At 44.3% G+C, this 13,276-nt stretch carries 10 protein-coding genes; 5 read left to right on the top strand and 5 right to left on the bottom strand.

Annotated features, from left to right (window positions below; genetic code table 11):
• Nucleotides 1–138 precede the first annotated feature (138 nt).
• From AC1DXF_RS04425 to AC1DXF_RS04410, 4 genes are all read left to right on the top strand, one after another.
• A complete protein-coding gene (locus AC1DXF_RS04425) occupies nucleotides 139–615 on the top strand; it encodes a (2Fe-2S)-binding protein (protein ID WP_477446524.1) in 477 nt (158 codons plus the stop codon).
• A complete protein-coding gene (locus AC1DXF_RS04420) occupies nucleotides 612–2,756 on the top strand; it encodes a xanthine dehydrogenase family protein molybdopterin-binding subunit (RefSeq protein WP_477446522.1) in 2,145 nt (714 codons plus the stop codon). The genes AC1DXF_RS04425 and AC1DXF_RS04420 overlap by 4 nt, the downstream gene beginning before the upstream one ends.
• Nucleotides 2,753–3,352, top strand: coding sequence for a hypothetical protein (locus AC1DXF_RS04415; RefSeq protein WP_477446520.1), 600 nt, complete (start codon nucleotides 2,753–2,755; stop codon nucleotides 3,350–3,352). The genes AC1DXF_RS04420 and AC1DXF_RS04415 overlap by 4 nt, the downstream gene beginning before the upstream one ends.
• A gap of 650 nt (nucleotides 3,353–4,002) precedes the next feature.
• Nucleotides 4,003–8,157 carry a two-component regulator propeller domain-containing protein gene (locus tag AC1DXF_RS04410; protein ID WP_477446518.1) on the top strand — a complete coding sequence of 1,385 codons (4,155 nt, stop codon included), beginning with the start codon at nucleotides 4,003–4,005 and terminating at the stop codon, nucleotides 8,155–8,157.
• Between the two features lie 106 nt (nucleotides 8,158–8,263).
• Here the strand turns inward: AC1DXF_RS04410 and AC1DXF_RS04405 are convergent, their stop codons facing one another.
• Both AC1DXF_RS04405 and AC1DXF_RS04400 read right to left on the bottom strand, forming a co-directional pair.
• Nucleotides 8,264–8,557, bottom strand: coding sequence for a hypothetical protein (locus AC1DXF_RS04405; protein WP_477446516.1), 294 nt, complete (start codon nucleotides 8,555–8,557; stop codon nucleotides 8,264–8,266).
• A gap of 43 nt (nucleotides 8,558–8,600) precedes the next feature.
• Nucleotides 8,601–8,912 carry a hypothetical protein gene (locus AC1DXF_RS04400; protein ID WP_477446514.1) on the bottom strand — a complete coding sequence of 104 codons (312 nt, stop codon included), beginning with the start codon at nucleotides 8,910–8,912 and terminating at the stop codon, nucleotides 8,601–8,603.
• A 456-nt stretch (nucleotides 8,913–9,368) separates the two neighbouring features.
• On the opposite strand from AC1DXF_RS04400, the gene AC1DXF_RS04395 reads away from it, so the two are divergent.
• Complete coding sequence (locus AC1DXF_RS04395; RefSeq protein WP_477446512.1) at nucleotides 9,369–10,526, top strand: glycoside hydrolase family 130 protein; 1,158 nt, start codon at nucleotides 9,369–9,371, stop codon at nucleotides 10,524–10,526.
• A 312-nt stretch (nucleotides 10,527–10,838) separates the two neighbouring features.
• Here AC1DXF_RS04395 and AC1DXF_RS04390 read toward each other — a convergent pair whose 3' ends face one another.
• The 3 genes from AC1DXF_RS04390 to AC1DXF_RS04380 form a co-directional block, all read right to left on the bottom strand.
• Nucleotides 10,839–11,018 carry a hypothetical protein gene (locus tag AC1DXF_RS04390; RefSeq protein ID WP_477446510.1) on the bottom strand — a complete coding sequence of 60 codons (180 nt, stop codon included), beginning with the start codon at nucleotides 11,016–11,018 and terminating at the stop codon, nucleotides 10,839–10,841.
• Nucleotides 11,019–11,172: 154 nt separating this feature from the next.
• Entirely contained in the window at nucleotides 11,173–11,673 is a 501-nt protein-coding gene (locus AC1DXF_RS04385; protein ID WP_477446508.1) for a hypothetical protein, read from the bottom strand.
• 80 nt (nucleotides 11,674–11,753) lie between these two features.
• Entirely contained in the window at nucleotides 11,754–13,208 is a 1,455-nt protein-coding gene (locus AC1DXF_RS04380; protein WP_477446506.1) for an RtcB family protein, read from the bottom strand.
• Nucleotides 13,209–13,276: the final 68 nt, after the last annotated feature.

Below are 13,276 nucleotides of genomic sequence, written 5' to 3'. Positions count from 1 at the left end.
ATCACAACGCAATCCCCCTCAGTCCATTCATCGCCAATTGTTTGAATATTGTAACTTTTGGTTTGAATATTGTAACCTGTAACACGTTCAGATACTTAACTTTATCTTGTATTTCAACTTACTTCCAAATTTGTCAATATGGATAGTTTAACCATTACTATTAACGGAAAACAGCAAGTGGTGAACGCCGATCCGGATATGCCCCTGCTTTGGGTTATCCGCGACCTGGCAGGCCTTACCGGCACCAAGTTTGGCTGCGGCGTAGCACAATGCGGCGCCTGTACCGTGCACCTGAACGGCGAAGCCGTACGCTCATGCGTAACCAAAGTAAGCCGGGCGGCCGGGCAGCAAATAACAACCATCGAAGGGCTTTCAAAAGGTAATGACCACCCGTTGCAAATAGCATGGGCCGAATTGGATGTGCCGCAATGCGGCTATTGCCAGTCGGGCCAACTGATGTCGGCGGCGGTATTGCTGCGGGAAAATGCCAACCCAACTGACCAGGATATTGATGATGCCATGTCGGGCAATATCTGCCGCTGCGGTACGTATCCGCGAATAAGGGCCGCCATACATAAAGCTGCGCAAATGCAGCGGGAAGGAGTAAAATCATGAACCGTCGCGCATTTTTACAGTCGGGTACCATTTTGGGCGGAGGACTGCTTATTTCTTTTACCATACCACAAGCCAACAAGCTGGCCGCGCTGGGTAAAACAACGGCCGACGCTGGTTTCGCGCCCAATGCTTTTTTAAACATCGCAACTGATAATACCATAACCGTATACCTAAGCCATGTGGAAATGGGGCAGGGAATATGGACCACACTGCCAATGCTACTGGCCGACGAACTTGATGTAGACCTTGACCAGGTAACTGTTAAACACAGTGGTGTTGGCAAGTCCTATAACCATACCATTTATGGCATCCAGATAACCGGCGGTTCCAGCTCTACCTGGTCGGAGTTTGACAGGTATCGCAATGCCGGTGCAACTGCCCGTGTATTGTTGACCCAGGCGGCGGCCAAACGATCGGGCGTGGTGGTAGAAAACTGTAAAACCGAAAAGGGCCATGTTATAGCCGCCGGCAAAAAATACACTTACGGCGAACTGGCTGCAGAAGCGGCCCTTTTGCCGGTGCCCCAGCAGGTACCCCTACGGCCAAAAAAAGATTGGAAATACATTGGCAAAGGTGCCGGCCGCATGGACGCCTCTGTAAAAACTAATGGCGAAGCTAAATTTGGCATAGATATCCAGTTTCCGGGCCTTTTAACCGCGGTTGTGGCGCACGCGCCTGTTTTCGGCGGTAAAGTGCAATCGTTTGATGTCAGCAAAGCGATGGCGGTTCCCGGTGTTGTACAGGTAGTACAAATCCCCACAGGTATAGCAGTAATTGCCAATCATTTTTGGGCGGCGCAGCGCGGCCGTAAAGCCTTGCAGGTAACCTGGGATAATGGGGCCGGTGCAGAACTGTTCACCACTAAACAAACAGAATCATATAAAAAACTGGCAACTACCAACGGGTTGGCGGCCCAGCAAAAAGGCGATGCCGCGGCTGGCTTAACCAAAGCAAGTAAAATAGTTTCATCCGAATACGTATTTCCATACCTGGCGCATGCCCCTATGGAACCTATGAATTGTACCGTGAACCTACAAAAAGATAGCTGCGAGATATGGACCGGCACACAAATGCCTGGTATTGACCAGGCAGCAGCAGCCAAAATACTGGGTATGAAGCCCGAACAGGTTAAAATAAATGTTGCTTTCCTGGGTGGCGGCTTTGGCCGCCGGGCTACGCCAACATCTGACTTTGTTGCCGAAGCTGTTCATATTGCCAAAGCCAGCGGTAAGCCGGTAAAAATGGTATGGACACGCGAAGATGATATGAAGGGTGGTTATTACCGCGGGTTTTGTGTGCATAATGTTAAGGTTGGTTTAGATGCGCAGGGATTGCCCATTGCCTGGAAACATAATATTGTGGGGCAATCAATTATGGGGGGCGCTCCTATGTTTGGCCCGCCACCCCCGGTAGATGATACGTCTGTAGAGGGGGTTAAAGGTTCACCTTATATTGCCGGTATACCAGATCATTATATAGGGCTGCATACCACCAAAGAGGTAGTACCTATCCTCTGGTTCCGCTCTGTAGGGAACACCCATACCGGATATGTTATGGAGACCATGCTGGACGAACTGGCACACGCCGCAGGCCGCGACCCGGTAGATTACCGCCGTGCGTTGCTTAAAGATCATCCTCGTCACCTGGCGGCGCTTAACCTGGTTGCCGATAAGGGCGGATGGGAAAAGCCGGCGCCGCATGGCCGATATAAAGGTGTTGCTGTACATGAGGCTTTTGGCAGCTATGTTGCCATTATTGCCGAGGTGAGTATAAACAATGGGCAGGTACGCGTACATAAAATTGATTGCGCCATAGATTGCGGCCTGGCTGTTAACCCCGATGGTGTGAAAGCGCAAATGGAAAGCGGCATTATTTTTGGCCTTACCATGGCATTATATGGCGAAATAACGCTGGAAAACGGCAAAGTACAGCAAAACAATTTTTATGATTACCGCATTGCACGGATGAATGAGTCGCCGGAAATTAATGTGTTTATTGCAGACAGCAACGAGAAAATGGGTGGCGCCGGTGAATGCGCTGTGCCGCCAACTGCCCCGGCTATTGTAAACGCCATTTTTGCTGCTACCGGTAAACGGATATATAATTTGCCTATCATGAACCATAAGCTAACCCAGGCATGAAAAAACTAATTTTTATCAGTGTTACTTTATTTATCACAGGCTCAACGGTGCTACTATCGTTTAAGGCCGACAAAGCTAAACTGGCCAATGGGCCGGTGATCATCAAAGATAGCGTTGCCTCTGTTAAAGCCTTTAAGCAGGTGTATACGGTATTAATGAGCGCGCGCTGCATGAACTGCCACCCATCAGGAAACATTCCGCTGCAAGGCGATGATAGCCATTTGCATACCATGTCGCCACAAAGGGGTACTGATGGCAAGGGCGTTTATGCCATGAAGTGTTCCAACTGTCATCAGCCAACCAACACGCCGGGCCTGCATACGCCGCCGGGTAACCCCAACTGGCATTTACCACCGGCAGATATGAAGATGATTTTCCAGGGCAGAACGCCGCGTCAATTAGCTAAGCAATTGATAGATCCAAAACAAAACGGCCATAAGGACCTGAAAAAACTGATAGCACACGCGGATGATGGCTTGGTATTATCTGGCTGGAACCCGGGCGAAGGCCGCAAGCTTCCGCCCATGAGCCATGCCGCATTCAAAAAAGCATGGATAACCTGGCTTACAACAGGCGCCTACGCGCCGGCCAAATAACCAATATAATAATAGCCTGTGTTGATGTTTATGACCAACACGGGCGATATTATTAAACAGCAACAACCATCGCAACAAAAACTTAATGCTTTTTTTCTGCTTTAGGGCGGTTAACAGGCACCCGTTTGCTGCACTGTTTCAAGTATTGTTATGACCTCACACGCTGACAGCCGGAAGCTTAAGCTGTTTAATTTGATAAACCTCATTCTTATCAGGCCATTCAGCAACGCCTGGAGGTGGCTGCTCCTGTTTTAACGGAATGTTCAAACTTACCCGCCTTTTTATATTTTTTGTTGAAGATGTGAATGCAACCTACCGCAAATAGCTTGTAAGTTAAATAATTAATTAATTTGATAATGGCCTGATATGATATTATATGAAACTATTTGGCTCAAACACCGTATGAGTAGCAACCAGAACTAACTTGAAAATAATCTTTTGGGTAATTCGGGATTGATTAGAAATGTTAAAGAAGGGCCTATCGATATTAAGTGCCAGCCTGTTCGCAGCAGAATTGTTAAAATAAATTCCTGACCAAACAATCCCCCACAACTCAAGAGCATTATTTTACCGATAATATTTGTCTGGACTTAAAATTTTCAATGAATTAATTATAAATTAATCTGCAATAAAAGTATCAATACAACAAAATGAGGCGAATATTTCTTTTTATCTCATGTTTATACCAGCTTTTTTCCGGATTATCTTATTCGCAAACACGCGACCTTAAATTCAAACAGCTTAGTACAAATGAAGGTCTTTCCCAAAGCCATGTAGCTGCCATTATTAAAGACAGCCATGGCTTTATGTGGTTTGGTACCGAAGATGGCCTTAATAAATATGATGGTTATAAATTTACCCATTATAAGCACGACCAGAATAACAAGACAACCATTATTGATAATTATGTATTGGCTATCATGGAAGATGGCGCCGGTAATTTATGGATTGGGACCGATAGCGGCCTTGAGAGATTTGACCGGGCGACAAATACGTTTATTCATTACTCCAATCATTTAACTTTCTCCGTCAAGTCTGTTTTTCTGGATAGCAAAAAAAGAATCTGGCTGGGCACCAGTAAGGGTTTATATTTATTTAATGCTACAAACGGTTCATTTAAGCAATTTACGCATACAGATAAAGCCACAAACGGTATAATTAACGATTTTATATACCAGGTTACCGAAGATAATAATGGCTGGTTATGGATAGGAACTGATGATGGTTTGTATCATTTTAATCCCCAAAACGGTAAGTTTATCCGTTATGTTCATGATGCTGCAAACAGCAACAGTATTGGCGCCAGTTGGATAAAAGCCGTATACAAAGATAGCAAGGGTAATATTTGGGTGGGTACACATGGCGGCGGGCTGGCGTTGTATAATAGTAAAAACGATTCATTTATAAATTTTAAACACAATCCCAATAATAGTAACAGTATTTGCCACAATGACATCCTTTCGATGTTGGAAAGCAATGGAAAATTGTGGATTGGGACCGAAAATGGCGGCATAAGTGTGCTCGATTATCCGGCCAAAAAGTTTGTTTGTTACAAATTTGATGCAAATGATCATTACAGCCTTAGCAGTAACTCTGTTTACTGTTTATATAAGGATGATGCGGGGAACACCTGGATAGGCACTTATTCGGGCGGGGTTAACTTTTTGCCTGCGTTTGGTAATAAATTCACCTCCTATAGCCAGGATCCAAACAATCCCAATAGTTTAAGCAATAATAATGTGCTGGCCATATCCGGCGACGGAAGTGACGAAAATATTTGGATTGGTACCGATGGGGGTGGCCTCAACTTATTTAACCGGAAGAAAAAAACCTTTGTTCATTACCAGCATAGTGATGATAACACCAACACTATAAGTAATAATTATCCAATGGCAATAATACCAATAGATAAAAACCTTATAGGCATTGGCTACCACATTGGCGGGTTTGATCTGTTTGATAAAAAGAAGGGAACTTTCATCCATCACATGCCCGAGGCAAATAATCCGCGTAGCCTTTCCCTTTCAGATATCAACAATATGTATAAAGACCATGACGGCAACATATGGATAGGTACCTGGAAAGGGGGACTTAATTATTATAACGTAAAAACGGGCCTCTTTACACAGTACAGGAACAATCCGCAGGATGATAACACCGTAAGCAGCGATATTGTTACTACCGTATACCAGGATAAACAGGGCAATATGTGGATAGGTACCGATAACGGTCTGGATATATTAAACCCTAAAACCGGCCGTTTTACACATTACAGGCACAATGAGGGGAATAAACGCAGTTTATCAAACAATACAATCGAGTCGGTTACCGAAACGGATAACGGTGAAATATGGATAGGTACAAACGGCGGCGGGCTTAACCTTTTTAACAAGCGTAGCCAAACATTTACAATATACACCGAAAGGGAAGGCTTGCCCAATAATGTGATCTATACTATTTTGAAAGATAGTAAGGGCAACTTCTGGCTAAGCACCAACAAAGGAATTTCGCGGTTTAACCCCAAAACTAAAGTTATCAGAAACTATGGTATTTCTGACGGGTTGCAGGGCGATGAGTTTAAAGGCCACTCTGGTTTTCAAACGGCAGACGGGCAAATGTTTTTTGGCGGTGTAAACGGATTCAGCACATTTTATCCTGATAGTTTAAAAGATAATGACTTTATTCCTCCTGTTTATATAACCGGGCTACAGATTTTTAACAAACCTGTTATCCCTGGCGATAAAAACTCGCCGCTTCAAAAAGATATCAGTGAAACAAGCGCTATAAATCTTTCCTATAAACACTCGGTACTTACATTTGAATTTGCGGCCCTGAATTATACCATTCCCGAAAAAAATCAATATGCTTATAAGCTGGATAACTTTGATAAGGACTGGAACTACGTTGGCAATAAGCGGACGGCCACTTATACAAACCTTGATCCGGGTACATATACATTCAGGGTTAAGGCATCAAACAACGACGGAAAATGGAATAACAAAGGCACAGCCATTACTATTTATATCGCGCCTCCTTTTTGGCTCACCTGGTGGTTTAAATTAATTGTGGCTTTAGCTTTTATTACTAGCGGCCCGGCATTTTATATTATCCGCACACGTTCTATATTAAAACAGAAAGCCGAGCTTGAACGGCAGGTAGCGGAGCGCACCGAGCAGCTGGCCCGGGCAATAGAAGTGGAAAAAAAATCGGCCCTTGAAGCCGAGGAGGCAAACAAGGCTAAAAGTATCTTTTTGGCTACCATGAGCCACGAAATCCGGACGCCTATGAACGGGGTGATCGGGATGGCTTCCTTACTTGCCGAAACACCTTTGGATGACGAGCAGCGGACTTTTACCGAATCGATACAAACCTGTGGCGAAGATTTGCTGGCGGTAATTAACGATATTTTAGATTTCTCTAAAATAGAATCGGGCAATATGGAGCTGGAGGAAAAAGACTTTAGCCTGCGTACCTGTATTGAAGAAGTTTTTGACGTTTTTGCTTTAAAGGCCGCCCACTTAAAGCTCGACCTGGTTTACCAGATTGATTATGATGTGCCGGCGCAAATTATTGGCGATAGTTTAAGGCTTCGGCAAATCCTGATCAATTTAATAAGTAACGCCATTAAGTTTACCAAAAAAGGTGAAATTTATGTGGCAGTTCACCTGCTTAATGCTTCAGAAGATGACCACATCGAATTAAGCTTTGAGATAAAAGATACCGGTATTGGTATTTCTGCCGATAAGCTGCACCGGTTGTTTAAAGCCTTTTCGCAGGTTGACTCGTCAACCACCCGTCAATACGGTGGTACCGGCCTTGGCCTGGTTATAAGCGAACAGCTGGTGAAGCTAATGGGTGGTAAGATTGGTGTAGAAAGTGAAATTGATAAAGGGAGTACTTTCAGGTTTAATATTCATACCCAAAGGAGTTTACGGCAAGACCCTGTGCAAATAACCCACAGTATGAATGGCTTTGAGAAAAGCGAGATTTTAATTGTTGATGATAACGATACCAATTGCCGGATTTTAAAAGGCCAGCTGGAGCAGTGGCAGCTAAGCCCGGTAGTAGCCAATTCAGGCGAACAGGCACTTGATATATTGGCGCAACAGCACGATTTTAAGTTGGTTATTACCGATATGCAAATGCCGTTTATGGATGGAATTGAACTGGCAACTTTAATACGTGCTAAGTATCCCGACTTACCAATAATGCTTTTAAGCTCGATAAGTTATATTTTCCATAAAGATAACCCAGGTCTTTTTTGTTCGATATTAACCAAACCTGCCAAGCAAAATAATCTATATAAACACATTGTAAAGGAACTTGGCAAACATATAAGCCCAACTGGCAATGAACCGCTGCAGGCCGATGCGGCCAAACATAAGCTGCCCGATAATTTTGCGGAAAGGTACCCATTGAATATTTTGGTTGCCGAAGACAACCAGATGAACCAAAAATTAATTATGAAGGTTTTGAGTAAACTGGGATATGAAGCCGAGTTGGCGGCAGATGGATTAGAAGCCCTGGATTTGGTTAATAAAAAAACATTCGATATTATTTTAATGGATGTGCAAATGCCCAAAATGGATGGCCTGGAAGCCACGCGAATAATAAAAAAACGTTTCCCCGAACGCCCCTTTATTATTGCGATGACAGCCAACGCGTTGCAAACCGATTTACAAATTTGTATGGATGCCGGCATGGACGATTATGTAAGCAAGCCATTTAAACTGGATGACCTGGTGAATAAGCTGGAAAAATGGGCTTTGAAGGATAAGGTAGATATTAAGCCAGGCAAGTTTTGAATGTTAATTATATAGTGATTTGCGGGGGTGGTAGTTGGCAAATAATAATATTCCAAATAGTTCAGGGCTATTATACCTATTATACAGGGTTGCCTGCCGGGGGCATTTAATCACCTTCCGTTAAAAATCCCTTATCAACGGTCTTAAACTTTGCTATTATTTCAGATAGAATTTTTCTTTTGGTCGGATCTGATTCATTCATGATTTCGGTCATAAAAGAAACAAGCATCTCAACATGGTCCCTATAAATTCTGCCTTTGCTATAGGCATCTATATACACCCCTGTTTTTTTCTTGAGATATGAAAAAACAAATTCAATTTCATCAAAATCATCCTGGCTGATTTCAAATAATATCTTTTTTCTGTTCCCGTCCAACAAGTCATAAAAATCTATAGCCATATTTTCTTCGCACTTTAAGCTACGATTTAATTTTTATTAAAATTCAGCCTTTATAAAAAGCCTCTCTCATCTGCACCAAAAGCAATTCGGTTTTATCTATATCCGGCCTTTCGGGCAGGCTTGATGTTTCATAGGCTGCTTTTACGCGCTCCATTTTTTCTTCAACCATTTTCATCAGATCATCAAACTCAAATTCGCCGTTGCGGATCTTGAGTAAAAAATCACGGTCGTTGCGTTTTACCATTACTTGTTGGTGCAGGGCTATTTCTTCGGCCATATTAAGCAGGCGGAAGGTGTGCATCATGTTTTTGGCATCGTAGCTTTTGCCGTGCGCCAGCGTGCTTTGGTAACGCAAATCGTTCCGCTTAATGTATAATTATTTATTGATGTTTTGTAATATGATACAAAGTAAAAGAGGGAGTGCGCTGTCTTTTTGCGTAGTGAGGGAGAAAAGTTATGAATTATAATTTTATTAGGTGTATGAACGGCGCTTTAATATGGCGGCGAAGACTCACCCTGTCGAGGCTACGCCCGACATCCCTCTCTTCTGCTGCGCAGAAAAGAGGGGCTTGAAAGTTGATGAATTGTTTTATCAGCCTTTTAATAACCCGCTTTCAAGCCCCTCTTTGCGTAGCAGAGAGGGTGCCGTCCCGACGAAGTCGGGGCTGGCGGGTGAGTCTTGGCCAGCGTTCAAAGCCGATGCTTATGTAACACGATACATATCAGGATTAACCAATAGCTATCCCCCTCAAACATTTAATTTTTATTCCCCGTAATACCACGTACTATTGTAAACCAATATAATCCGTTTATGAAACCAGTTTTAAAAATAGCCAGGGCTTTTGTTTTGCTGCTGTTAAGCCAGGCATGTTTTGGGCAAGCCGCAACCAATGTATTGCCAGCCTGGGCTTTCGGCGGTTTTGCCAGGCCAGCAAAGTTGAACCCTATTATCTCGCCCGACACCAACCTGACGTTTATTGACCCGATGAGTAAAAAGCCGGTGGCCTGGGAAGCCAATGATACCTTTAATCCTGGTGCAGCGGTTAAAAATGGCAAGGTAGTGGTTTTATACCGGGCCGAAGATAAGTTTGGTATTGGCATCGGTTTTCGCACATCCCGGCTGGGTTATGCCGAGAGTAGCGACGGCCTGCATTTTACAAGGCGAAAAGCCCCGGTGCTTTACCCGGCCAATGATATGGCTAAACCCTATGAATGGCCCGGTGGCTGTGAAGACCCGCGGGTGGCCGTTACCCCTGGCGGTACTTACGTTGTGTTTTATACCGAATGGAACCGCAAACTGCCCCACCTGGGCGTAGCTACATCTACTGATCTCATCCACTGGAAAAAGCACGGGCCTATTTTTGAAACGGCTTACCATGGCAAGTTTTTTAATATTGCCAGTAAGTCAGCATCCATACTCACTAAGGTGGTGAATGGCAAACAGGTGATTATCAAAATAAATGGCAAATACTGGCTGTATTGGGGCGAGCAGCATGTATACGCAGCTACATCAACCAATTTGGTTGACTGGGCGCCGGTGGTAGATAAAGATATGGAATTGAAACAGTTGATCTCGCCACGCCCCGGCTTTTTCGACAGCGACCTTACCGAGTGCGGCCCGCCCGCGTTAATGACCGACAAGGGTATCATTTTATTTTATAACGGAAAAAACAAACCTGCCGAAGGCCGGGATACCAGGTTTAACCCAAACTCGTACTGCGCGGGGCAGGCCTTGTTTGATAGTAAAGATCCGTCTAAGAATATCACCCGACTTGATCTGCCTTTTTTGCGGCCGATGGAACCCTTCGAAAAAAGCGGGCAGTATGTTAACGGAACGGTGTTTATTGAGGGGATGGTTTACTTTAAAAAGAAATGGTACCTGTACTATGGCTGCGCCGATTCGAGGGTAGGGGTGGCGGTTTATGATCCGGCCAATCCGGCTAAGCCCGACCCGGTTGGAGGGAATTAGGGCTAAGTCTTAAGCCTTAAGTTCTAAGTCCAAAGTCAATTTATTCTTGTTGATGTAGAACCTGAGGATGTCGACGAAAGGCCGTCCGTTTAGTAGTATTAAAGTGTATAATCAAAAGCTAATCTATTCTTTCTGACTTAGAACTTAAGGCTTTAGACTTACGACTATCCAACGTTACACGATTTACATCACAATAAAACTTAAGACTAAAAATTTAAGGGCGCATACTTTTTAAGCACTTAAGTGTGCACCCTTAAACACACAGACCAAGGGATGGCCTGCCTGCGCAAAGAGGTCGTTATAAAGTTCTTCTTAAAATGAGAACGGCCCGTGGCTGCTGCCGAACGGGAACTTATTAACCCGCCCATACGAGTGGTCGCAACGCGTGTGATCGCGGTACATTTTGGGGTTAAGACTTTGGCAGGGTACTGATTCAGATTTTGTAGCTTCCGCCTTCTCAGGCTGATCAACTACGTTTACTTTTTTCTTCATGACGACTTCTCCTGATTATTTGGTTTATTTGAAATTGGTAGTACCAAGTTAAGTAGAAAATTGCTCATTTACAATAGGGTTAGGTAGAAAAAATAGTATTAAATAATATGGCTTGCCGAAGGGAAAAAGTCAATCCACAATAAACAGGCTGTCCTCACTTAACGGGATTTTTTAATAGCCATTGAACAAAATAATCGTGGATGATAGAATCGATATCGCTGTTGTCTATGGATGTGAAATACCATTGAACGCCATTATTAAGTAGCTCCTCCTCCTTAGCATAATAAAGATGAGTAAAGTGCTCAAGATATGATTCCTCGTCGAGCTCGAAATGGATGTCATACAAAATGTTTAATACTTTTATCGGCGGCGTAGTCCCATCTAAAGAAAGCAAGATTGAATAACTGGCATAATTCCTGATTATTTGGTGCTTATCTGTATAATCAAGGTTTAATTCATGTAAAGCTTTAGTAGCCAAAGCCTGCAATTCAAAATGACTATCATGAACGCTTGCACCGGCGAGTTCTACCAGGTGTTCAGTATCAAATCCTGCTATTAGCATATCAACAGCCCAGTTGATCCATATTCCGCCCCCATTTCTGTTAAGTACTTTATAAGCCAATATTTCGGCAGTTGATGGGATAGGTTTCATCATAAATAAAATTAGCGCTGGCCCGTGAAACGAACCAACGCAGGTTTAGGAATTAATTTGTTAATAATTGTACAGGATATGCCTCAATCCTCCGGCTTCTCCCTTGCATCTGCCATCCTCACAATCCTCGGCTCAAATTTGGCCAGTACTTCAACCAGATCGCTTTGGGCGGCCATTACGGTGTGGATGTCCTTATAGGCCATTGGGGCTTCGTCCATATCGCTACCTATCAGGGTGATGCGTTTATCAACCAGGTTGGCGGCAATGGCTGCTTTATCCAATGTTTTAAAGGCGGCGCTCCGGCTCATTAACCGGCCCGCGCCGTGCGATGCCGAATTGATGCTGGCCGCATCGCCTTTACCACGTACCACAAAACCGGGCGTACTCATAGATCCCGGGATGATACCCAGCACACCTTTGCCTGCCGGGGTTGCACCTTTACGGTGCACCATTACTTCGGTACCATCGGCCAGCTTTTCTTTCCAGGCAAAATTATGGTGGTTTTCAATCATCATAACCGGTTGCTGGTTAAGCACGCGGGCTACCTTGCTATGGATTTCGTGGTGGTTGGCGCTGGCATACTCGCCGGCCAGGTTCATGGCAATCCAGTATTCCTGGCCCTCATCCTTATCCAAATCAAGCCAGGCCAGGTGTTTGGCTTCGGCCGGCAGCCTGGTTTTGTCCATGGCTATTTTAGAGTAATGGCCGGCTACGCTACCACCAAAACCACGAGAACCGGAGTGCGATAGTAAAGCCAGGTAATTACCGGCCGGTATTCCGTCTAAAGCTCCATCGGCAATACTTAGCTCGCCCCACTCCACAAAATGGTTACCTGTTCCGCTTGTCCCCAATTGCGCATAAGCTTTATCTTTCAATGAACGGATCACTTTTGTTTCCTTCCAGGTATTGCTATCAAACAACGAGCTATCGAAATGCGATTTGGTGGTACATCCAATACCAAAATAGGTATGGTCGCCCAGCATGTTTTTTAATTTATCCGTTTCGATATCTATCATTTGGGCCGGCAAATCAAAAATGCTCAGGCACATCCGGCAGGCAATATCCACGCCCACCGCAAAGGGTATAATGGTGTTGGCCCTGGTGGCCAGCACACCGCCAATAGGCAGGCCATAACCTTGGTGCGCATCGGGCATTAAAGCGCCGGCTACGGCAATAGGCAGTTTTACAGCGGTACGCATTTGGGCCAGTGCACCTGACTCTATATGTTCCAATCCCCAAACCGGAAAATCGGCAGTTTCTTCTTTTAGTTTAAATGCGTTACTTTCCTGTTTTAAAAATTTCCCCTCTTTACGCAAAGCGATAACACTTTCGGCAAGGTTTTTAAATTTGCCATCGTTGTTAAACAGGTAGGGTGCAGGGTCGTTAATTAAGGCTTCCAGGTTGGCCAGTATATCCGCTTTGCTCATTACCTCGTTTTTTAATAAGCCCGATGCCACGCGGCCAAAGCTTACCAATATCTCCACGTCATTAATACCAAGGTTTTTTAGCTCGTTGTTGCTGATCTTTTCTTTTTCCATGACCATTATTATCTTTTTGATGATACAAAATAAAACAGCCACTGCGCAGTCTTTTTGCGCAGTAAAAA

The organism is Mucilaginibacter sp. P2_A5, assembly GCF_056404995.1.
This window is presented reverse-complemented; position numbering and strand designations above follow the sequence as displayed.